At 68.1% G+C, this 21,395-nt stretch carries 19 protein-coding genes and 1 tRNA gene; 13 read left to right on the forward strand and 7 right to left on the reverse strand.

The annotated features are described in order from the left end of the window. The first annotated feature begins 153 nt into the window (after positions 1-153). Complete coding sequence (locus ABV408_RS01880; RefSeq protein ID WP_353980811.1) at positions 154-1,059, forward strand: TIGR01777 family oxidoreductase; 906 nt, start codon at positions 154-156, stop codon at positions 1,057-1,059. Between the two features lie 3 nt (positions 1,060-1,062). On the opposite strand, the gene rapA is transcribed toward ABV408_RS01880, so the two are convergent. Beyond that, positions 1,063-4,008 carry an RNA polymerase-associated protein RapA gene (gene rapA, locus ABV408_RS01885; RefSeq protein WP_353980812.1) on the reverse strand — a complete coding sequence of 982 codons (2,946 nt, stop codon included), beginning with the start codon at positions 4,006-4,008 and terminating at the stop codon, positions 1,063-1,065. Positions 4,009-4,188: 180 nt separating this feature from the next. Between rapA and ABV408_RS01890 the strand changes: the two genes are divergently transcribed. Continuing rightward, a complete protein-coding gene (locus ABV408_RS01890; protein WP_353980813.1) occupies positions 4,189-4,419 on the forward strand; it encodes a hypothetical protein in 231 nt (76 codons plus the stop codon). Between the two features lie 113 nt (positions 4,420-4,532). Here the strand turns inward: ABV408_RS01890 and ABV408_RS01895 are convergent, their stop codons facing one another. The 6 genes from ABV408_RS01895 to ispB all read right to left on the reverse strand — a co-directional run bounded on the left by ABV408_RS01895 (position 4,533) and on the right by ispB (position 9,043). Continuing rightward, the gene (locus ABV408_RS01895) at positions 4,533-5,321 is read right to left on the reverse strand and encodes a hypothetical protein (protein ID WP_353980814.1); all 789 of its coding nucleotides are present in this window, start codon (positions 5,319-5,321) and stop codon (positions 4,533-4,535) included. Between the two features lie 179 nt (positions 5,322-5,500). After that, positions 5,501-6,283 (reverse strand): molybdopterin-binding protein, encoded by a 783-nt coding sequence (locus ABV408_RS01900; protein WP_353980815.1) that lies wholly within the window; start codon positions 6,281-6,283, stop codon positions 5,501-5,503. Continuing rightward, positions 6,270-7,160, reverse strand: a complete 891-nt coding sequence (locus ABV408_RS01905) for a cytochrome b/b6 domain-containing protein (RefSeq protein WP_353980816.1) — start codon at positions 7,158-7,160, stop codon at positions 6,270-6,272. The genes ABV408_RS01900 and ABV408_RS01905 overlap by 14 nt, the downstream gene beginning before the upstream one ends. A 132-nt stretch (positions 7,161-7,292) precedes the next feature. Beyond that, the gene (locus tag ABV408_RS01910) at positions 7,293-7,631 is read right to left on the reverse strand and encodes a hypothetical protein (protein ID WP_353980817.1); all 339 of its coding nucleotides are present in this window, start codon (positions 7,629-7,631) and stop codon (positions 7,293-7,295) included. A gap of 166 nt (positions 7,632-7,797) precedes the next feature. After that, positions 7,798-7,874, reverse strand: a tRNA-Pro gene (locus ABV408_RS01915). Positions 7,875-8,068: 194 nt separating this feature from the next. Further along, on the reverse strand, positions 8,069-9,043 hold the full coding sequence (gene ispB, locus ABV408_RS01920; protein WP_285951370.1) for an octaprenyl diphosphate synthase: 975 nt from the start codon (positions 9,041-9,043) through the stop codon (positions 8,069-8,071). Between the two features lie 393 nt (positions 9,044-9,436). Between ispB and rplU the strand changes: the two genes are divergently transcribed. The 11 genes from rplU to ispH all read left to right on the forward strand — a co-directional run bounded on the left by rplU (position 9,437) and on the right by ispH (position 21,331). After that, positions 9,437-9,748, forward strand: a complete 312-nt coding sequence (gene rplU, locus ABV408_RS01925; RefSeq protein ID WP_035470431.1) for a 50S ribosomal protein L21 — start codon at positions 9,437-9,439, stop codon at positions 9,746-9,748. Positions 9,749-9,780: 32 nt separating this feature from the next. After that, a complete protein-coding gene (rpmA, locus tag ABV408_RS01930; RefSeq protein ID WP_110674029.1) occupies positions 9,781-10,038 on the forward strand; it encodes a 50S ribosomal protein L27 in 258 nt (85 codons plus the stop codon). A 187-nt stretch (positions 10,039-10,225) separates the two neighbouring features. Then, complete coding sequence (cgtA, locus tag ABV408_RS01935; protein ID WP_035470434.1) at positions 10,226-11,422, forward strand: Obg family GTPase CgtA; 1,197 nt, start codon at positions 10,226-10,228, stop codon at positions 11,420-11,422. A gap of 44 nt (positions 11,423-11,466) precedes the next feature. Then, a complete protein-coding gene (proB, locus tag ABV408_RS01940) occupies positions 11,467-12,603 on the forward strand; it encodes a glutamate 5-kinase (RefSeq protein ID WP_353980818.1) in 1,137 nt (378 codons plus the stop codon). Between the two features lie 212 nt (positions 12,604-12,815). Beyond that, positions 12,816-13,082: a 30S ribosomal protein S20 gene (gene rpsT / locus ABV408_RS01945; RefSeq protein WP_035470436.1), complete on the forward strand. Its 267-nt coding sequence runs from the start codon at positions 12,816-12,818 to the stop codon at positions 13,080-13,082. Between the two features lie 311 nt (positions 13,083-13,393). Further along, a complete protein-coding gene (murJ, locus tag ABV408_RS01950) occupies positions 13,394-14,905 on the forward strand; it encodes a murein biosynthesis integral membrane protein MurJ (protein ID WP_353982191.1) in 1,512 nt (503 codons plus the stop codon). A gap of 103 nt (positions 14,906-15,008) precedes the next feature. Continuing rightward, a complete protein-coding gene (ribF, locus tag ABV408_RS01955) occupies positions 15,009-16,202 on the forward strand; it encodes a bifunctional riboflavin kinase/FAD synthetase (RefSeq protein WP_353980819.1) in 1,194 nt (397 codons plus the stop codon). A 157-nt stretch (positions 16,203-16,359) separates the two neighbouring features. After that, entirely contained in the window at positions 16,360-19,233 is a 2,874-nt protein-coding gene (gene ileS, locus ABV408_RS01960) for an isoleucine--tRNA ligase (RefSeq protein WP_353980820.1), read from the forward strand. Positions 19,234-19,279: 46 nt separating this feature from the next. Further along, entirely contained in the window at positions 19,280-19,795 is a 516-nt protein-coding gene (gene lspA / locus ABV408_RS01965; protein ID WP_353982192.1) for a signal peptidase II, read from the forward strand. After that, on the forward strand, positions 19,792-20,259 hold the full coding sequence (fkpB, locus tag ABV408_RS01970; protein WP_051895604.1) for an FKBP-type peptidyl-prolyl cis-trans isomerase: 468 nt from the start codon (positions 19,792-19,794) through the stop codon (positions 20,257-20,259). The genes lspA and fkpB overlap by 4 nt, the downstream gene beginning before the upstream one ends. A gap of 70 nt (positions 20,260-20,329) precedes the next feature. Then, positions 20,330-21,331, forward strand: coding sequence for a 4-hydroxy-3-methylbut-2-enyl diphosphate reductase (gene ispH, locus ABV408_RS01975; protein WP_353980821.1), 1,002 nt, complete (start codon positions 20,330-20,332; stop codon positions 21,329-21,331). The last annotated feature ends 64 nt before the right edge of the window (positions 21,332-21,395 follow it).

The following is a 21,395-nucleotide window of genomic DNA, read 5'->3' on the forward strand; positions in this document are numbered from 1 at the left end:
TGCGTGCGATACGATCTTCGTGGGCACACCGGCGTGGTTTGCTGTCGCCTCGGCTTGGAAGGGCGCCGAGGCGTCCGCGGAATGACGCAGCGTGTCAGCGGCGCTACTATGCTGAACACATTGTATAACACTCGTATAACTGAGGTCAGTGCCATGCGACTTCTGATCACCGGCGGTACCGGTTTCGTCGGCCAACATCTGGTCGAGCGCGCCCTGGCGGCCGGCCACCAGGTCATGGTGGTGTCGCGCCAGCCGCAGCGTGCGCGGCGCCAGCTTCCCGCAGGCGTGTCGGTGGGCGACTCGGTGGCGGCGTTCGCCGACCAGCGCCCTCAAGGCATCGTCAACCTGGCCGGCGAGCCGATCGCCGACAAACGCTGGAGCGACTCCCAGAAGACGCGCCTGATCGAGTCGCGCCGGCATATCACCCGCGAGATAGTGGAGCTGTGCGAGCACCTGGCGCAGACCGGCGACGCCCCCGAGGTGCTGGTCTCGGGGTCGGCAATGGGGTTCTACGGCGACCAGGGCGAGCGCGACGTCACCGAGTCGACGCCGCCTCACGACGAGTTCGCCCACCGGCTGTGCGAGGAGTGGGAGCGCGAGGCCAACAAGGCCGCCGAGGCCGGCACCCGGGTCGCCTGCGTGCGCATCGGGCTGGTCCTCGATGCGGATGGCGGCACTCTGGCGCGGCTGCTGCCGGTGTTCAAGCTGGGGCTCGGTGGGCGTCTGGGTGACGGTCGCCAGTACATGCCGTGGATCCATCGCGAGGATCTGGTCGCAGCGATCGAGTTTTTGCTCGCCGAGCCGTCGCTCGCCGGGCCGTTCAACGCCTCGGCGCCGGCGCCGGTGACCAATGCCGAATTCACCCGCGCGCTGGGTCGCCAGCTGCATCGGCCGACCCCCTTCCGGGTTCCGGCGACGCTGCTCAAGCTGGGGTTGGGGGAGATGTCGCGGCTGCTGCTGACCGGCGCCTGCATGCGCCCGGCGCGGCTCGAAGCAGCGGGGTTCCGCTTTACCTATCCCACGCTCGACACCGCGCTGGCGGCGATTCTGCCGCGCTGAGGCCTAGCGCTGCTCGTTGTCTACGGTGACGATAACCCGCACCGCGTCGAGACGCAGGGCGGCGCTCTCGATCGCCGCATCCAGATCGGCGCGCTCCTGGCTCAGGGCGGCCTGCTCGTCGGCACGGATCGCGCCGCTGCGCCGGGCCAGCGCCTTGAGCCGGGCCAGCTCGCCATCGAGGGTCGCGCGCATCTCGGTCTGGGCACGCTCGACCAGCGTCGGCAGCTCGCGCAGTGCCTCCTGCTCGCCGCTCTTCAGCAGGGCGCGCAGCTGCTCGTGGCGCGACTTCAACAGCTCCCGCGCCACCCCCTTCTTGACCCGCTGCAGATTGCGCGACAGGCCGCTGAAGCTGACCTTGTCCGAGAGGTTGGCGCCGCTCTCGTCGAGCAGTACGCGAACGCCGGTGTCGGGCAGGAAGCGCCCCAGCTGGAGCTGCTTGGGTGCCGGGCAGTGGGTGCGGTAGACCAGCTCCAGCATCAGCCGGCCACCGGGAATGCTGGGGTGCTTGAGCAGTGCCAGGGCGGTATTACCGAGGCTCGAGTCGAGCACACGCTCGAGCAGCGCGGTGACCAGCGGATGCTCCCAGGAGAGCCGCTGAACGTCGTCCCGCGCCAGCGCCTGGGTGCGCGAGTAGGTGACGGTGAAGCCCTCGTCGCCCTGGGTGAGCCCGGGCAGGCTGTCGAGCATGTGCGAGCCGGGGGCCAGGTGGGTCAGGGCGTTGCCCAGCTCGCGGCTGTCGACGCCGAAGATATCCAGCGCCTGATCGACATAGCGCGGCAGGGCGGGATCGTTGTCCTGCTCGAGTACGGCGGCGATCACCGCCTCGGCGCGCTCGGGGCGGCAGGCATTCCACTCCAGCAGGCGGTTGCGCCCGGCCTCGCGCTGGGCCAGGCGGTCTGCGTTGAAGGTGCGGGTCTCGTCGATCAGCGTGTCAACGCCGCTCTCGTCGTCGAGGCTCTCGCGCAGCGCTTCGCCGAAGGCGTCGAGCACGTCGCCGCCGGCGGCGTGCGGCGCGGTGAAGGCGTCGAGCCCTTCGCGATACCAGCGCAGCAGGGTGGCGGTAGGGCTGTGGGCGATCACCGGCACGTGGATATCGATGGGGTGGAGCTGGCCGATACGGTCGAGGCGGCCGATGCGCTGCTCGAGCAGATCGGGATGCCATGGCAGGTCGAACATCACCAGATGGTGACAGAACTGGAAGTTGCGCCCCTCGGAGCCGATCTCCGAGCAGATCAGCAGCTGGCAGCCGGCCTCGTCGTCGGCGAAGGCGGCGGCGGCGCGGTCGCGCTCGACCAGGCTCATCTCCTCGTGGAACACCGGCGCCTGAATGCCGGCACGCACGCGCAGGGCCTCGGCCAGGTCGATGGCGCTCTGGCGATAGTGGACGATCAGCAGCACCTTGGTCTGGCGGCCGAGTGATTCCAGCAGCGCCAGCAGCCAGGTGACCCTGGGGTCCTGCTGCCACCACGGCGTGTCGGCCTGGTGTGCAGCCTCCTGCACGGCGCGGTAGGTCGCCTCGGGGTAGAGGCGCGCCTCCCGCTGGCCGAGTTCGGCGGCGTTCAGCTGCGCGGCGACATGGTCGTTGCCGGCGACGAGCTCGTCGAGCTGGGCCTGATAGGCTGCTGGCATGTCGAGCTCGGCACTGTGCAGGTGGCGCTCGGGGAAGCCGCCGACATGGCGCCGGCTGTTGCGGAACATCACGCGTCCGGTGCCGTGGCGGTCGAGCAGCTGTTCGCGCAGCTGGCGGCGGGCGCTGGCGCGCTGGGTGTCGTCGCTTTCGGCATCGGCGAGGGTGGCGAGCAGCGCCTGGCTGTCGCCGTCGCCCGCACCGATCACCGCGCTGACCGCGTCCCGTGCCGCCGCCTCGCCCGGCAGCCGCTCGAGGGCATCGATGGCGTCAGCCACCGCGGCATAGCCGGCCTCTTCGGCGCTGAAGCGCTCTAGATCCTGGTAGCGATCCGGATCGAGCAGGCGCAGCCGTGCGAAGTGGCTCTCCAGCCCCATCTGTTCCGGCGTCGCGGTGAGCAGCAGCAGCCCCGGGATGCGCGCGGCGAGGCGTGCCACGCAGGCGTAGCCCGGCCCCTCTGCCTGGGGCGTCCAGTCCAGGTGGTGCGCCTCGTCGACGATCATCAGATCCCACTGGCTCTCCTCGGCCTGGCGCTGGCGCTGCGGATTGGCGAACAGCCACGCTTGGCTGGCGAGAATGCACTGGCCGCTGTCGAACGGATTGTCGTCGCCCCACGCCTCGCTCTGCGCCTCGTCGAGCAGGGTCACCGAGATCGAGAAGCGGCGCAGCAGCTCGATCAGCCACTGGTGGGTGAGGCTCGGCGGCACCAGGATCAGGGCGCGGCTGGCGCGCCCGGTGAGCAGCAGCCGGTGCAGGATCAGGCCGGCTTCGATGGTCTTGCCCAGGCCCACCTCGTCGGCCAGCAGGACGCGCGGGGCATGGCGCCGGGAGACCTCGTCGGCGATGTAGAGCTGGTGCGCGATCAGGTCGATACGCGGGCCGGCCAGACCCAGCGCCGGGCTGCGCGAGAGGCGCTGATGGTGGTGCAGCGAGCGGTAGCGCAGCTCGAACCAGTCGTTGCGGTCGACCTGGCCGGTGAGCAGGCGATCCTGGGCCTGATGAAAGCGCATGCTGTCGGAGAGGCGCGCCTCGGGCAGAGTCGCCGGGGTGCCCTGTTCGTCGTGGCCGTGGTAGACGATGCAGCCGGCGTCGATCTCGACGTCGTCGACCGTGAGGGTGTGGCCCTCGGCATCGACGATGCGATCCCCCGCGGCGAAGATGACCCGGGTCAGCGGTGCCTGGCGCGAGCTGTAGGTGCGCGTCTCCTGGCTGGCGGTGAAGAGCACGGTCACGCTGCGGGCGTCGACGCTGAGAATGGTGCCTAGTCCCAGCTCGGTTTCGCCGTCGCTGATCCAGCGCTGGCCGGGGGTGAAGTCGCTCATGATGCCTCGGTATGCTCAGCTGCGGGGGGAGTGGGCGACGCATTCTAGCGTAAAGGCGAGGCAGTCTTAAGCGCTGCGCATCTCGGCAGGCGGCGATGCTACACTGCTGCCGCGTTCGGCAGTCGTCCGAGGGCAGGTGACGCGGGCGTGATGATCGATTCAGCGGTAGCGGGAGGCAGGATGGCGACGACGAAACAGCGTGACGGTTTGCGACGCATGGCGATCGCCTCACAGGCGGTAGGCTTCGTCGCGATCATCGCCCTCGAGACCTGGCTCGGCGACGCGGCGCGCCCGTGGCAGGGGCTGACCCTGGTGCTGATGCTGCTGGCCGCGGGCTGGCTGGCACTGGTACGGCGCTACCGGCGCAACCGCGAGCGGCGCCGGCGCGACGCTGCCCGCGAGGACGTCTGAGGGCACTTGATGTCGTATTACGGAGGCACGCTTTCCGGGCGTGCGCCCCATAGAGAACGACGGCGAGCGCTCGCGCACCCGCCGTCGTCCGATCCTGGCCCGGTGCCAGCGCGTCACATCGGCGGCACGGTGCCATCGATACCCACGATCACCACCTTGGCCGGGATCGGGTCCTGGTTCATGTCACCGGCGACGAACACCGCCGCGCCGCTTTTCAGATCGTCCCTCTGCCCCTTGCGCACCTTGACCACCGGCACGTCGCTAGGCACCTGGATCTGCTTGCTACCGTTGCCGTAGTCCACCGTCAGGGTCAGGGTGCCATCCTGGGCCTGGGAGCTGTCGACCGTGCCGTTGGTCATGGTCGAGCCGCTGGCGGCGCCGCCGAGCTTCTCGCCCGCGCCCATCGCCTGGCCGCTGGTGCTGGAGACGGTGCCATTGGTCATGGTCGAGCCGCTGCTGGCGCCGCCCAGTTTTTCAGCGCCCGCCTTGGCGTCGACCGAGCCCTCTGACATGGCCCCGCGCGGGGTGTCCCAGGGGTAGTCGCCCTCGCCGGTGCCACGCATGGCGTCGGGGAAGACCACCACTTCCAGCGCCTGTGACGGCTTGCCGTCGGTGCCAGGCACGTTGGCGGTGCCGATGAAGGTGCCCTCTTCGATCTGGTCGAGGCTGCTGCGGTCGACCGCGGCGAGGCGTGTGGCGTCGTCGAAGGTGACCCGGTGGATCTTGCCGTCCGGATGCGACTCGACGCTGAAGGCGTGATCGCCGACCTCGGTGATGGTGCCGCGCAGATGCTGGGGCACCTCGCCGTTCTGGGCCGCCAGGGCGGTGGCGGCGACGCAGCCGAGCGCCAGCCCGGCCAGGGTGCGACGCAGGGCGATGAAAGTGGAGCGGGGGATAGCCATGAACGAATCCTTCCGTATCGGGGTTGGGTGTGCTCGCGCCATGGCTAGGATCGATGTGTCATGGTGTGTATCGATGCGTCACGGCGTGGACTTGAGTGCAGACCATGGCGCGGGATTGTCAAGTCGGCGACCGCTGGCTCGCCCGCGCATTGCCGGGCGGCGCGCTTCATCGCCAGGTCTCAGATACCGGCGTACCAGGTGTAGCCGCGGTCCTCCCAGTAGCCGCCCTTGCCGCCGCCGAGGTCGTCGAAGTCGGTGACCAGCGTGATGCCCGAGAGATACTTGGCCATCTTGTAACCCAGCTGGCGCTCGGCGCGCAGGCGCAGTGGCGCGCCGTTGGCGGTGGGCAGCGGGGCGCCGTTGAGCGAGTGGGCAAGAATCGTCTGCGGGTGGCGCGCCTCCACCAGGTCGAGGCTCTCGTAGTAGAAGTCCTTGCCATTCAACTGATCCATGCAGTGGAACACCACGTATCGCGCCTGTGGCTTGACCCCGGCGCGTGCCAGCAGGTCGCCGAGCACCGGCCCTGTCCACTGGCCGATCGCGCTCCAGCCCTCGACGCAGTCGTGGCGCGTGATCTGGGTGCGCGCCGGGAGCGCGCAGATCTCGTCGAGCGACAACGACAGCGGTGTCTCCACCAGGCCATCCAGGGTCAGCCGCCAGTCGGCGAAGCCGTTGACCGCCAGCTCCCGGTAGCGCGCTGTCTGCGGGTCGGTGGAGCCGTTGGGGCGGAACACCGGGTCGATCATCGCTGCCGGATACTCCGGTGCCAGCCCTCGCTCGCCGGCGAGGAAGCGCTGCACGCGCAGGTTGAGGCGCTGGGCCAGATTCAGGGTGCCGGCGACCTGCTCGCTCTGCGACAGGCGATCGCAGCCGGTGAGACCGAGCGCGGCGGCACCCAGCGCCGAGCGCTGGAGGAAGCGCCGCCGCGAGGTGTCGCGGCGGCCGGAATCACGACGCATCATGCTGGTCTCTCCCGCCGCGGGTGGTTGGCGTGGTTGCTGTAGTGGACGTAGCAGCGGGCTCATCGATGACCCTTGGCCCGCCGGTGAGCATGTCCTTGAGCTGACGCCACGGGCCGCTCAGCAGCACCATGGCGATATGCACCAGGAAGAACAGCACCAGCGCGGCGGCGACGATGAAGTGGATCGAGCGCGCGCTCTGGCGCCCACCGAACAGCTCCAATAGCCAGGGCGCGGCGGCGTTGAAGGTGGGCGACATGCACAGGCCGGTGACGATCATCAGCGGCAGCGCCACCAGCAGCACGCCCAGGTAGCTGAGCTTCTGCAGACCGTTGTAGCCGCCGTGGGGGCCGTGGAAGCGCAGGCGCAGGTGATCCAGCAGGTCGCGGCCCAGCCCTCGCCACTGGGCGCCGGAGAGCCACAGGTCGCGGCGCAGATGGCCGCTGAGCAGGGCGTAGAGGACGAACAGCGCCCCCGCTCCTGCGAACAGCCAGGCGAAGAAGAAGTGCCACAGCCGGCCCATGCTGAGGTACTGATAGCTGGGCAGGGTGCTCCAGGCGGGGAAGCCGCGCACCTGTTCCTGGCCGTTGGCCGTGGAGTAGCCGAGTACCCCGGTGGTATCGAAGACCCAGGGGCCGAGGGCGGTCTGGCCACGAATGTCGCCGTCCGGGGCGCGGATGGCGTAGAGCTCCAGCCAGGGGGCGTCGAAATCGGAAGCGCTGCCCCAGTAGAGCGCAGGATGGGCGTTGAAGATCTGCAGGCCGCTCATCAGCATCACCACCAGGCACCATAGATTGACCCAGTGCCAGAGCCTGACCGGCAGCGGATGGCGCCGACGGCCGCGGGAGGCCGAAGCCGGGGGCGAGAGCGTATCGGGCATGCGCGATCTCCTTCGAAGGCTCGCCCGGGGGCCAGCCGGGGCGATTCTCTCCAGCATTCTCTCCAGCATGGCACAGGATCGGCGTTCTGCCCGTGGCGGTTCGAGTGCGCGACCGCATCGTGCAGTGGGAGCTCAGGGGGACTCGAGCACCGGCGAGCACTGCTCCAGCGTCTTGGCCAGCGCCGGCGGGCGGTTGTCGCCATCGGCGCCGGGATCATGGGCGCGTTTCATGCGGCGCACCTCGGCGGCGCTGAAGCGCGCCTGCAGTGCGGTGGTCACGCATTCGCAGTAGCGCGCCACCTTGGGGCCATCGATGCCGGTGGCGGTGAGGTTGGCACGACACTGGGACTGGGCGCTGGCGACCTCTTGCGTCGACCACGGCGGCGGTGTGGGGGGCTCATTGGCGCCTGCGCTGCCGGCCAGCAGCAGCAGACCGAGGCCGAGCGCAGCGAGACGGGTAGAACGTGGCATGGCGGGTCTCCTGGCGAGGGCGAGGCGGGCATCGCGATATGCGCGATGCTCTGTCACTGTAGCGTTACCCGACAGCCCTGCCCATTGGCCTTTTGCCTGGCCGGCGGCAGCCCGACAAACAAAATGCCCGCTTCGGCAGGGCCGAAGCGGGCATTTTTCAATACGATGGTCGGAGTGACAGGATTCGAACCTACGACCTCTGCCTCCCGAAGGCAGCGCTCTACCAAGCTGAGCTACACTCCGACTTCTGCGTCGAGCCAAACTCGACGGAGCTGAATTATACGCATCCGTGGCGCGTGCGCAACCCCTTCTTTTGCAACTCTCTCTGGCACGATCACGGCGTTCACCGCTGTCTTTCCAGACGCCCGCCGAGGGAGCGACGAACGGGTGCTAACGGCCGCCGCAGCGGCGGGTCACGCTCCCTCGAAGCGGGCGGATCATACCTGGCGTTCGACGGCGATGCGGGTCAACGTCTCCATGCTCTCGCGGTAGGGGCTGGGCGCGAGCAGTGCGAGCTGATCGCGGGCCTTGGCGGCCATCTCTTCGGCACGGCGCTGGGTGTATTCGAGTGCGCCGGTCTCGCGCACGATCGCCAGCACCTCGTCGAGCCGCTCGAGGCCGCCATCGGTGATTGCCTGACGAATCAGAGCCGCCTGTGCCGGGGTGCCCTGGCGCATGGCGTGGATCAGCGGCAGTGTCGGCTTGCCCTCGGCGAGATCGTCGCCGACGTTCTTGCCCATGGTCTCGGCATCGCCCTGGTAGTCGAGCAGGTCGTCGATCAACTGGAAGGCCAGCCCGAGATAGCGGCCGTAGAGCTTGAGCGCGCGTTCGGCGTCGGGGTCCGCTTCGGCCAGGATCGCGCCGCTGTGGGAGGCGGCCTCGAACAGCATGGCGGTCTTGCCCTGAATGGTATCGAAGTAGTCCGACTCCTCGATGTCGGCGTTGCCGATATTGGTGAGCTGCTGGACTTCGCCCTCGGCGATCACGCAGGTCGCCCCGGAGAGCACCTGCATGATGCGCATCGAACCGACTTCCACCATCATCTGGAACGAGCGCGAATAGAGGAAGTCGCCGACCAGCACCGAAGGTGCGTTGCCCCAGGTCTCGTTGGCGGTGGCCTTGCCGCGCCGCCGGCTCGACTCATCGACCACGTCGTCGTGCAGCAGGGTCGAGGTGTGCATGAACTCGATCAGGGTGGCCAGGGTGATGTGGCGGTCGCCGCGGTAGTCGAGGGCGCGTGCCGCGAGCAGCACTAACAGCGGGCGCAGGCGCTTGCCACCGCTCTCGATGATGTACTGGCCGATGGTCTCGACCAGCGGGATGCGCGATGCCAGCTGACTGAGGATCGTGCGGTTGACGGCGGCGAAGTCCTCAGCCACCGCCGCATGAATGGATGCAGCGTTGGATTGCATGGTCGGCTTGTCACAGGGGGATTCGGGTGGGCCGCTCGAAGCCCCGGGGCCGAGAGGCGACGTGAGCGGCTATGCTAGGTGGCGCCCCGAAGTGCGTCAAGCCGCGCCCGGGCGGGTGCTTGCCCCAGGCACGGGCAATCGCTATAATCCGCGACCCGACTCGTCACGCTCCCTGTTAGATGGTTGCCGGAAGGGGCACCACTCGACGCAGGTCTCGAAGAGCACCGGTTTCACGTTCATGGGTCATGTGCCCGTCCGCGATGAGCCGCTGGTGAGGACACGGTTTCACCACTGTCTTCGACGAGTCGACGCACTTGGCCCAACGGTTGGGGCCGGACCGAAGTTTGTAGCCCGACTGCGCTGTTAGCCCGACGCGGGCCCCGGAGAGATTCCATGTACGCTGTAATCAAGAGTGGCGGTAAGCAATACCGCGTCCAGGAAGGCCAGACGCTGAAGCTCGAGAAGCTCGAGATCGCAACTGGCGAGACCCTGGAGTTCGACCAGGTTCTGCTGGTCGCCGACGGCGACGACGTCAAGGTTGGCGCGCCGCTGGTCGAGGGTGCCAAGGTGGCCGCGGAGATCGTCTCCCACGGCCGCGGCGAGAAGGTTCACATCATCAAGTTCCGTCGCCGCAAGCACCACATGAAGCGTCAGGGCCACCGTCAGTGGTTCACTGAAGTCAAGATCACCGGAATCTCCGCCTAAGCGGATCGTTCCCCCAGAGAGAGGTATTCACCATGGCACATAAAAAGGCCGCTGGTAGTACGCGTAACGGTCGCGATTCAGAATCGAAACGCCTGGGCGTCAAGCTGTTCGGCGGGCAGAAAGCCACCCCCGGCAACATCATCGTGCGCCAGCGCGGCACCAAGTTCCACGCCGGTACCGGTGTGGGCATCGGTAAGGACCACACCCTGTTCGCGCTCACCGATGGTGTGATCAAGTTCGAACAGAAAGGCCCGAAGAACCGCAAGTTCGTGAGCGTAGTCTCCGCCTGAGACCTCACGAACGCTGCTGAAAAAGCCCCGCTCAGGCGGGGCTTTTTTGTATCCCTGCCGGCAATGGCGGCACCTGTCGGGTCGTTCAGGGCGTCGAGGCGTCTCGGTATCGGCAGCGACCAGGGTGTTCGCAGTGGTAAGCGCGTTCGGGACATAAGAGGCGGCAGGTCGTCGCCGGGAGAGAATCATGCAATTCGTCGACGAGACATCGATCACCGTCGAGGCTGGCAAGGGGGGCAACGGCTGCCTCAGCTTCCGGCGTGAGAAGTTCGTGCCCAAGGGTGGCCCCGACGGCGGCGATGGCGGTCACGGCGGCAGCGTCTACCTGATCGGCGACGAGTCGCTCAACACCCTGATCGACTTCAAGTTCCAGCGCTTCTACAAGGCGCAGAACGGCCAGCCCGGTCAGGGCCGCCAGATGAGCGGCAAGGCGGGCGAGGATCTGCACGTCAAGGTGCCGGTGGGGACCACGGTGATCGACGAGGACACCCTCGAGGTGATCGCCGACGTGACCGCCGAGGGGCAGGTGGTGCTGGTCGCCCAGGGTGGCCGGCGCGGGCTCGGCAATATTCACTTCAAGTCCTCCACCAACCGCGCTCCGCGGCGCACCACGCCGGGGACCGAGGGTGAGCGGCGCAAGCTGCGCCTGGAAATGAAGGTGATGGCCGACGTCGGCCTGCTGGGCATGCCCAATGCCGGCAAGTCGACCCTGATCCGCTCGGTCTCGGCGGCCAAGCCCAAGGTCGCCGACTACCCCTTCACCACCCTGGTGCCCAATCTGGGGGTGGTCAAGCTGGGGACTCACGAGCATTTCGTGATGGCCGACGTGCCCGGGTTGATCGAGGGCGCCTCGGACGGTGCCGGGCTGGGCCTGCGCTTCCTCAAGCACCTCACCCGCACGCGGCTGCTGCTGCACGTGGTGGATGCGGCGCCGTTCGACGAGTCCGATCCGGTGGCGGCGGTGACGGCGATCGCCGAGGAGCTCGAACGTTTCTCGCCGGCCCTGTCGGAGCTGCCGCGCTGGCTGGTGATCAACAAGCTCGATCTGCTGCCCGAGGCCGAGCGTGAGGCGCGCGTCGAAGACATTCTCGCGCGGCTGGCGTGGCAGGGGCCGGTATACCGCATCGCGGCGATCGCTGGTGAAGGCACCGATGCGCTGGTGCAGGCGGCCCACCGCTGGCTCACCGAGCAGCGCCAGCTGGAGCACGAGGACGAAGCGGTCGCTGAGCGCGAGCGCGAGATGCGCGCACGCATGGAAGCGGAGTCGGTGGCGCGGGTCGAGGCGCACCAGGCGCGGCTGCGGGTCAAGCGCGGCGAAGTCGCCGCCGAGGATGACGACTTCGACGATGACGACTATGACGTCGAGGTCGAATACACCCGCTGAGCGGGCATGCGGCGTGTTGCCAACGAGAGTCGGAGGGCGAAGTGATGGCGGCGGAGCGGGAACTGGGGCGAGCATCGCTGGCGACGGCGCGGCGGGTCGTGGTCAAGATCGGCAGCGCCCTGCTGACCAACGACGGGCGTGGCCTCGACGATGCCGCCATCGGTGGCTGGGTCGACCAGATGGCTGCGCTGCACCAGCGCGGGGTCGAGGTGGTGCTGGTCTCTTCGGGCTCGATCGCCGAGGGGATGGTGCGGCTCGGCTGGCATACCCGGCCGAGCGCGGTGCACGAGCTGCAGGCCGCCGCCGCGGTGGGGCAGAGCGGGCTGTCGCAGTGCTACGAGAACCACTTTGCCCGCCACGGCCTGCGCAGCGCCCAGGTGTTGCTGACCCATGACGACCTCTCCAACCGCAAGCGCTATCTCAATGCGCGCTCGGCGCTGCGCACCCTGGTGGCGCTCGACGTGGTTCCGGTGATCAACGAGAACGACACCGTTGTCACCGACGAGATCCGTTTCGGTGACAACGACACCCTGGGGGCGCTGGTCGCCAATCTGCTCGAGGCCGATGCGCTCCTGATCCTGACCGATCAGGAGGGGCTCTACGATGCCGATCCGCGCCACGATCCCTCAGCCCGGCTGATCGCCGAGGCCGAGGCCGACGACGCCGCGCTCGATGCGGTGGCTGGCGGTGGCGGCGTGCTGGGGCGCGGCGGCATGGCGACCAAGCTGCGCGCGGCGCGGCTGGCGGCGCGCTCCGGCGCGGTGACCGCCATTGCCAGCGGGCGCCAGCCGCAGGTGCTGACCCGGCTGCTCGAGGGCGAAGCGCTGGGCACGCTGCTCAAGCCGCTGCATGCGCCGCTGGCGGCGCGCAAGCGTTGGCTCGCCGGGCAGCTGCAGGTGCGCGGCACGCTGACCCTCGATGCCGGTGCGGTCAAGGTGCTGCGCAGCCACGGTTCGAGCCTGCTGCCGGTGGGGGTGAAGCGGGTCGAGGGCCAGTTCCGGCGCGGTGACATGGTGGTCTGCGTCGATGAGCAGGGCGCGCGGGTGGCCAAGGGCCTGGTCAACTACGCAAGCGACGACGCCCAGCGTCTGGTGGGCCAGCCGAGCCAGCGCATCGGCGAGATTCTGGGCTATGTCGAGGCCCCGGAGCTGATTCACCGCGACAATCTCGTGGTGCTGTGAGGCTGGTGTCACGCAAAGTCGTTGTGATAGAATCCCGCATCCTCTCAGACATGGCCCGTGAAAGACTGTCGGAAACGACGGTCGGCTTCGCTTCTCACGAAGCGCAGCAGCAAGATTCGGCCGACTCATTCAGGATTGCCTGAAGCGGTTTCGAGGCTGTCCTGGGTGATCTACTTACAGAATTGACTGTCAACATCTCCAAGGAGTCGACGGTGGCGAATACCAAGCAAGCGCGCAAGCGCGCACGTCAGGCGGAAGACCGCCGCAAGCACAACGCCAGTCAGCGTTCCATGGTCCGCACTTACATCAAGCGCGTGATCAAGGCGATCCAGGCCGGCGACCAGGCACAGGCCAACAGCGAGTTCAAGGCCGCACAGCCGGTCATCGACCGCATCGCCGACAAGGACGCCTTCTCCAAGAAGAAGGCTGCGCGCATCAAGAGCCGCTTGAACAAGCGAATTAAGGCGCTGGCTGCCTGAGCCGGACGCGCTTGATGAAAAAAACCGGCTTCGGCCGGTTTTTTTGTGACCGGCCATCCCTGGCGGTCACCCTTCGGGCCGTCGCGGAGCGACGTCGCAACCGGCTCCCGGCAGTTTGCAGTGACCGGCCATCCTGGCGGTCACCCTGCGGGCCGTCGCGGTGGCTGGATAGGGTGAATATCACGGGCGCGAGCGCATGACGAGGCGGCATGAGTAGACAGACGCGCAAGCGTGAATCCGAGGCGCTGGCGGAAGCGGCCACCGCCGGCACGGCCACGCCGGTCACCCGCGGTGGCCTGCTGCGCTCGGGGATGGTGGTGAGCGTGATGACACTGCTCTCCCGGGTGCTGGGGCTGGTGCGCGACGTGGTGATCGCCACGCTGCTGGGGGCCGGTAGCGGGGCGGATGCGTTCTTCGTCGCCTTCAAGATCCCCAACTTCATGCGCCGGCTGTTCGCCGAGGGCGCCTTCAACCAGGCCTTCGTGCCGGTGCTCTCGGAGTATGCCACCCAGCGTACCCGGGCCGAGGTGCGCGAGCTGCTGGATGCGGTGTCCGGCAGTCTGAGCGTGGTGCTGGCGCTGATCACTGCACTGGCGATCGCTGCCGCGCCCTGGCTGGTGTGGCTGTTCGCACCGGGCTTCAAGGCCGACCCGGGCAAGCTCGCGCTCACCGCTGAGATGCTGCGGCTGACCTTTCCTTATCTGCTGCTGATCTCGCTGACCGCCTTCGCCGGCAGCGTGCTCAACACCTGGGAGCGCTTCGCGGTCCCCGCCTTCACCCCGGTACTGCTCAACCTGTGTCTGATCGGCGCCGCGCTGTGGCTGACGCCATGGATGAGCGACCCGGCGCTGGGGTTGGCCTGGGGGGTACTGATCGCCGGCGCCGCGCAGCTGCTGTTCCAACTGCCGTTCCTGTTCCGGCTGGGGCTGATGCCACGGCCGCGGCTGGGCTTTCGTCACCCCGGGGTCCGGCGCATCCTGCGGCTGATGACACCGGCGCTGTTCGGGGTCTCGGTGTCGCAGATCAATCTGCTGCTGGATACCGTGCTGGCCTCCTTCCTGGTCTCCGGCAGCGTCTCCTGGCTCTACTACTCTGACCGCCTGGTGGAGCTGCCGCTGGGGGTGTTCGGCATTGCCATCGCCACGGTGATCCTGCCGGCGCTCTCCAAGCGCCACGCCGAGGAGTCGCGCGAGCACTTCGCGCGCATGCTCGACTGGGCGCTGCGCATGGTGCTGCTGATCGGGCTGCCGGCGGCGCTGGCGCTGGTGCTGCTGGCCGAACCGCTGCTGGTGAGCCTGTTTCACTACGGGGCGATGACCGATCACGACGTGGTGATGGCGGCGCGTAGCCTGCGCGCCTACGCCCTGGGGCTGCTTGCGTTCATGCTGATCAAGGTGCTCGCGCCGGGCTACTTTGCCCGCCAGGATACCAAGACCCCGGTCAAGATCGGGATCGTGGCGATGGTCGCCAACATGGTGATGAACCTGGCCCTGATCGTGCCGCTGGCGCATGCCGGGCTGGCGCTGGCCACGGCGCTGTCGGCGTTTCTCAACGCCGGGCTGCTGGGGCGTGGTCTACACCGCCAGGGCGTGCTGCGCTTCCAGCCGGGCTGGGGACGCTACGCGTTCCAGGTGGTCGGTGGCTGCACGCTGATGGCACTCGGGCTATGGTGGCTGACCCCCGATTGGCACCAGTGGACCGCCTGGCATGCGCCGCGTCGCGTGGGCTGTCTGCTGGCCCTGGTGGGCGGCGGTGCGACGCTCTACTTCGTGTGGCTGGCGCTGACCGGCGTGCGCCTGAGACACTTCCGGCTGCGCGGCTGATGGGCCGGCGCGGGGCGGGTATAATGAAGCGCCTGGCGTCGGCGGCCGGCGCGCTGTCGCATACCGCCGCCGCGCGGCCCGCGTTGACACGGGAAGGGACTCTATGGAACTGATTCGAGGCTTGCACAATCTGCCCGCCGGGGGCGCCACCCGCAGCGGGGCGCCGCGCGAGTGTGTCGCCACCATCGGCAACTTCGATGGCGTGCACCGCGGCCACCAGGCGATTCTCGAGCAGCTGAAGTCGCTGTCGCGCAGTGCCGGGCTGCCGGTCACGGTGGTGATCTTCGAGCCCCAGCCGCGGGAGTACTTCGCCGGTGACCAGGCGCCGCCGCGGCTGACCCGGCTGCGCGACAAGGTCGAGCTGCTGGCTGCCCACGGCGCCGATCGCATCCTCTGCCTGCCGTTCAACGACGCCCTGCGCAGCCTCACCGCGCGTCAGTTCATCGAACGCGTGCTGATCGAGGGGCTGTGCGTACGCCATCTGGTGGTGGGGGACGACTTCCGCTTCGGCTGCGACCGGGCCGGCGATTTCGCCCTGCTCGAAGCGGTCGGGCGCGAGCGCGGCTTTGCCGTCGAGCATACCCGCACCTTCACCCTCGACGACGAGCGCGTCTCGAGCACCCGCGTGCGCACCCTGCTGGCCAGCGGCAACTTCTGCCAGGCGGCGCGCATGCTGGGGCGTCCCTTTGCCTTTCAGGGGCGGGTGGTGCGTGACCGGCAGCTCGGTCGCACCATCGGCGTGCCCACCGCCAACATCCCGCTGACCCGGCGCCCGCTGGCGCTGCGCGGGGTGTTCGCCTGCGCCACCCGGCTGCCCGACGGCAGCTGGGTGCCGAGTGTGGCCAATATCGGCTGGCGGCCGACCGTTGGCGCCCATCAGCCGATGCTCGAGGTCCATGTGCTCGATCGCCAGCTCGAACTCTACGGCGAGTCGCTCAGCGTGGTGCCCTGCGCGCGGCTGCGCGGCGAGACCAAGTTCGCCGACTTCGACACCTTGGTGACACAGATTCATCATGACCTGGACCAGGCGCGGCGCTATTTTCAGGCGCCCGAAACCGCGCCAGCTAGCGATCAGGCGCCCGAGGCCGCGCCAGCTATCCAGGCGCCCGCCGCGCCGGATGCGCTGCAGACGGCGACGACGGAAAACCCGGGCGATACGTCAAGCGTCAGCGGCGGTCTGGCCAGTCTGGCACCGCCGCCGGCACGCTTCCCGCTGGCCTCGGCGCCGCTGCCCCACGAAACCGCGGCAGCCGATTCGCCCCCGGGCCCGAGCCGCGATACGCGCACGGATGAGTGAACGGCCCGTCATCCCAGCGGTACGGCGACGATCTTGAGCGGTATAGAGACAGCCTTGAGCGGTATGAAAACAGCCCTGAGCGGTATAGACACAGCCCTGAGCGGTATGAAAACAGCCCGAGCGACACGCACACAGCCCTGAGCGAACCGAAAACACCATGAGCGACTACAAGCACACGCTGAATCTGCCCTCGACCGACTTCCCCATGCGCGGCAATCTGCCGGCCCGCGAGCCGACTCGTATCGCGCAGTGGAACGATCTGCGCCTCTACGCCAAGCTGCGTGAAGCGCGCCGCGGCCGCGAGCGCTTCGTGCTCCACGATGGCCCTCCCTACGCCAACGGCAGCATTCATATCGGTCATGCGGTCAACAAGCTGCTCAAGGATTTCATCGTCAGATCGAAGAACCTGGCCGGTTTCGACGCCCCCTACGTGCCCGGCTGGGATTGCCACGGCCTGCCCATCGAGCACAAGGTCGAGACCACCCACGGCAAGCATCTGCCCGCCGATCAGGCCCGCGCGCTGTGCCGCGAGTATGCCGCGGCACAGGTCGAGGTGCAGAAGGAGGGCTTCGTGCGCCTGGGCGTCCAGGGCGACTGGGACCACCCCTACCTGACCATGAACTTCGCCAACGAGGCGGGCGAGATCCGCGCCCTGGCCGAGATGGTCAAGGGGGGCTATGTGTTCAAGGGGCTCAAGCCGGTCAACTGGTGCTTCGACTGCGGTTCGGCGCTGGCCGAGGCGGAGGTCGAGTATCAGGACAAGCAGTCCGATGCGATCGACGTCGCTTTCCCCTGCGCCCAGCCCGAGGCGCTGGCCGCGGCCTTCGGCCTCGACGCGCTGCCCAAGCCGGCCAGCGCGGTGATCTGGACCACCACGCCCTGGACCATCCCGGCCAACCAGGCACTGAACGTGCACCCGGAGTTCACCTACGCCCTGGTCGATACCGGTGAGCGCCTGCTGCTGCTGGCCGAGGAGCTGGTGGAGAGCTGCCTGGCGCGCTATGCGCTCGCGGGCGAGACGCTCGCCACCGCGCCCGGGGCGAGCCTGGAAAACATCGCCTTCGAGCATCCGCTGGCCGCGGTCGACGCAGGCTATGCGCGCCGCTCGCCGCTCTATCTGGCCGACTACGTCGAGCTGGGCGCGGGCACCGGTATCGTGCACTCGGCGCCGGCCTACGGTGAGGATGACTTCGTCACCTGCCGCGCCTACGGCATGGCATTCGACGAGATTCTCAATCCGGTGCAGAGCAACGGCGTCTATGTCGATGATCTCGCGCTGTTCGGCGGCCAGATGATCTGGAAGGCCAATCCGCAGATCGTCACCGCCCTCGATGAGGCGGGCGCGCTCCTCGGCCACGAGAAGATCACCCACAGCTACATGCACTGCTGGCGCCACAAGACGCCGGTGATCTACCGCGCCACGGCGCAGTGGTTCGTCGGCATGGATCGCCAGGGGCCTGACGGCCGCACGCTGCGCGAAACGGCGCTGGCGGGCGTCGAGGCGACCGATTTCATTCCCGCCTGGGGCAAGGCGCGGCTGCATAGCATGATCGCCAACCGCCCCGACTGGTGCATCTCGCGCCAGCGCAACTGGGGCGTGCCGATCCCGTTCTTCCTGCACAAGGCGAGCGGTGAGCTGCACCCGCGTACCGTCGAGCTGATGGAGGCGGTGGCAAGCCGTGTCGAGGTCGAGGGGATCGATGCCTGGTTCAAGCTCGACCCCAGTGAGCTGCTGGGTGACGAGGCCGCCGACTACGACAAGGTCACTGACACGCTCGACGTGTGGTTCGACTCCGGTACCACCCACTGGCACGTGCTGCGCGGCTCGCACCCGCTCGGCCACGATCAAGGGCCGCGGGCGGATCTCTATCTCGAAGGGTCGGATCAGCACCGCGGCTGGTTCCATTCGTCGCTGCTCACCGGCAGTGCCATCGACGGCCACGCCCCCTACAAGGCGCTGCTGACCCACGGCTTCACCGTCGACGAGAAGGGCCGCAAGATGTCCAAGTCGCTGGGCAACGTGGTCGCGCCGCAGCAGGTGATGGACAAGCTGGGCGCCGATATCCTGCGCCTGTGGGTCGCTTCCACCGACTACTCCGGCGAGATGGCGGTCTCCGACGAGATCCTCAAGCGCACCGCCGACGTCTACCGGCGTATCCGCAATACCTCGCGCTTCCTGCTGGCCAACTTGAATGGCTTCGATCCGGCGGAACACGCGGTCGAAAGCGATGCCATGCTGGCGCTCGACCGCTGGGCGGTGGACCGCGCCGCGGTGCTGCAGGCACGCATCGAGCGCGCCTATGCCGAGTACCGTTTCCGTGACGTCTACCAGCAGGTGCACGACTTCTGTGCGCGTGACATGGGCGGCTTCTATCTCGACATCATCAAGGATCGCCAGTACACCACCCAGCCCGACTCGCTGGCACGGCGCAGCTGCCAGACCGCGCTCTACCATATCGTCGAGGCGCTGGCGCGCTGGATCGCGCCGATCCTCGCCTTCACCGCCGAGGAGATCTACGAGAACATCCCCGGCGCCCGCGGCGAGAGCGTGCATCTGGAGACCTACTACAGCGGCCTGTTCACGCTGCCGGCGGACGCCGCCAATCTGCCGTCCGAGCAGGCGGGGATGGACCGCGACTTCTGGGAGCGGGTGATCCAGGTCAAGCAGGCGGTCAACAAGCAGCTCGAAGCGGCGCGCAACGAGGGCGTGATCAAGGGCGCTCTGGACAGCGAGGTGACGCTCTACGTTGACGACGCGCTGCATGCGCTGCTGTCGCGCTTCGAGGACGAGCTGCGTTTCGTGCTGATCACTTCCGAGGCGACCCTGGCGCCGCTGGTCGAAGGTGGCGATGCCCAGCCGACCGAGCTCGACGGGCTCAAGCTGGCGGTGCGTCTGAGCCCTTACGACAAGGACGAGCGCAGCTGGGAGCGGCGTCCCGACGTGGGGGCCGATCCTGAGCACCCGACGCTCTCGGCCCGCTCCATCGCCAACCTGCCGGGTGGCCCGGGTGAGGTACGCCGTTTTGCCTGACGTCAACGCTACCTCCCGTTCCGGTCATAGCGCCGACGCCGCGCGCATGCGGCGTCCGCTGCGCTGGCTGTGGCTGTCGCTGCTGGTCATCGTGCTCGACCTGGGCGTCAAGGCGCTGGCCACGGCGCACCTCGACTACGGCCGGCCGCTCAAGGTGCTGCCGGTATTCAACCTGACGCTTCTGCACAACACCGGCGCCGCCTTCAGCTTTCTCGCCGAGCACGCCGGCTGGCAGCGCTGGCTGTTCGCGCTGATCGCGATCGGCGCCAGCGTCGGCCTGACGCTGTGGCTGACCCGGCTCAAGCGTGACGAGACGCTCACCGCGATCTCGCTGGCGCTGGTGATCGGTGGCGCCATCGGCAACCTCTACGACCGCTTGGTCCACGGCTACGTGGTCGACTATCTGTCGTTCCACTGGGGCGGCTACTACTTTCCGGCTTTCAACCTGGCCGACAGCGCCATCACCCTCGGCGCCATCGGCCTGATCCTGCAGTCGCTGTTCGAATCCCGGCGCGGGGCCAAGGCGGGCGCGGCGGGGACCGACGAGGAGAACACCCGATGACACGCGATGATCAGCCTGCCGACGGCCGTTACCGGGTCGGCGAGGGCATGGAAGTGACCCTGCACTTCACGGTGAAGCTCGAGGATGGCCAGGTGGTCGACTCCACCCGCGACAAGCAGCCGGCGACCTTCCAGGTCGGCGACGGCAACCTGCCGCCGGGCTTCGAGGCGCCGATGAGCGGGCTGGCGGCGGGCGAGAGCGGCAGCTATACGGTGTCGCCGGAGCACGCCTTCGGCCAGCACAATCCGCAGAACGTCCAGCGTCTGGCCCGCGACAGCTTCGAGGAGGCGGTCGAGCCGGGCATGGTGATGTCTTTCGCCGATCCCGCCGGCGGCGAGCTGCCGGGGGTGATCGCCAGTGTCGACGAGCGCCATGTCGAGGTGGACTTCAATCATCCGCTGGCGGGGCGTACCCTGACCTTCGACGTCGAGATCCTCGACGTGCGTCCGGCCACCACCCATTGAGGCAGCCCGGCGCGTCCGATCGCGGGCGGCCGGTGTTACCCCCGAGTCAGCGCTCCGGCGCGAGGTTTCCATGACACAGGATCAGCCCACTACCCAGCCATCGGCGCGGCCCCCGCTGCAGATCAAGCTGGCCAATCCCCGCGGGTTCTGCGCCGGGGTCGACCGTGCCATCGATATCGTCAATCGCGCACTCGACGTGTTCGGGCCGCCGATCTACGTGCGCCACGAGGTGGTTCACAATCGCTTTGTGGTCGACAGCCTGCGTGAGCGCGGGGCGATCTTCGTCGAGGAGCTCCATGAGGTGCCCGACGATGTGATCGTGATCTTCTCCGCCCACGGGGTATCACGGGCGGTACAGCAGGAGGCCGAGCAGCGCGGACTCAAGGTGTTCGATGCCACTTGCCCGCTGGTGACCAAGGTGCACATGGAAGTGCTGCGCTACGCCAAGCGTGGCCAGGAGTGCATTCTGATCGGTCACGCCGGCCACCCCGAGGTCGAGGGCACCATGGGGCGCTACGACACCCGTTACGGCGGTGCCATCTATCTGGTCGAGGACGAGCAGGACGTACGCGAGCTGCCGGTGCGCGACCCCTCGCGGCTGGCCTTCGTCACCCAGACCACGCTGTCGATGGACGATACCGCCAAGGTGATCGATGCCCTGCGCGAGCGCTTCCCCGAGATCCAGGGGCCGCGCAAGGATGACATCTGCTACGCCACCCAGAACCGACAGGACGCGGTGCGTGAATTGGCCCAGGGCAGTGAACTGGTACTGGTGGTGGGCAGCGTCAACAGCTCCAACTCCAACCGTCTACGCGAGCTGGCCGAGCGCATGGGTACCCCGGCGCATCTGATCGATGACGCCAGCCAGATCGATGCCGCCTGGCTCGAGGGCGTGGCGAGTATCGGCATCACCGCCGGCGCCAGCGCACCCGAGGTGCTGGTGAAGGGGGTCATCGAGCGCCTCACCGAGCTCGGTGCCGCACCGCCCGAGGAGCTCGACGGGCGCGCCGAGACCATCACTTTCTCCATGCCGCGCGAGCTGCGCGAGCAGGTCATCGTCAGCGAAGCGTGATCACGCCCTAAACTCCCTCTCTTTCTGGCCGATACAGGGTAAACAAATGTAACCACTGGCAGTG

The sequence above is a fragment of the Salinicola endophyticus genome, from assembly GCF_040536835.1.
Lineage (GTDB): Bacteria > Pseudomonadota > Gammaproteobacteria > Pseudomonadales > Halomonadaceae > Salinicola > Salinicola endophyticus_A.